This window comes from Chromohalobacter beijerinckii (genome assembly GCF_023061185.1).
GTDB lineage: Bacteria > Pseudomonadota > Gammaproteobacteria > Pseudomonadales > Halomonadaceae > Chromohalobacter > Chromohalobacter beijerinckii.
Map to the genome: position 1 here is coordinate 1 of NZ_JAKGAK010000054.1, position 749 is coordinate 749.

The 749-nt window shown below is 63.6% G+C and carries 1 protein-coding gene; it reads left to right on the forward strand.

What is annotated here, in order from left to right; all coding sequences use genetic code 11:
* Positions 1-678: group II intron maturase-specific domain-containing protein (locus L1075_RS15650; protein WP_246942763.1), on the forward strand; the 678-nt coding region annotated here is incomplete at its 5' end.
* Positions 679-749 lie beyond the last annotated feature (71 nt).

A 749-nucleotide genomic window follows, 5' to 3' on the forward strand; every position in this document is an offset into this window, starting at 1 on the left:
CCGCTGCTGGCGAATATCCTGCTGGATGACGTGGACAAGGAGCTGGAACGCCGCGGCCACCGCTTCTGCCGCTACGCCGACGACATGCAAATCTACGTGCGGAGTCAGCGAGCGGGCGAGCGTGTCATGGCCAGCCTGAGTGAGTATCTCGAGAACTCACTTCGGCTCATGGTCAACCACGCCAAAAGCGCGGTGGATCGCCCCTGGCAGCGAGGCTATCTGGGGTACACGCTGACTCGGCACAAGCTGCCACGGCTGACGCTGACCCAGGCCAGCTTGCAGCGCTTGATGCAGCGTGTCCGCGAGATCCTGAAGCGTGGCAGGGGCCACAACATCCGGCGAGTCACTGAGGCGTTGGCCCCCGTCCTACGCGGCTGGGCCAGCTACTTCAGCCTCGTCGATGTGAAGCGTCCCCTGGAAGCGCTGGATCAATGGGTACGCCGACGCTTGCGCTGCGTGATCTGGCGGCAGTGGAAACGTCCAGGCACCCGGCGTCGGAAACTTCTGGCGCTAGGGTTGGACGAGCCCCGTGCCTGGAAGTCAGCGGGGAATGGACGAGGTCCTTGGTGGAATGCGGGAGCCTCGCACATGAATCAGGCCCTGCCACGGAAGTGGTTCGAGCAGCAGGGGCTGATCTCGGTACTCGACACGGCAAGAGGGCTTAGCCGCTCTTCATGAACCGCCGTATACCGAACGGTACGTACGGTGGTGTGAGAGGACGGGGGAGGTGACTCCCCCTCCTACTCGAT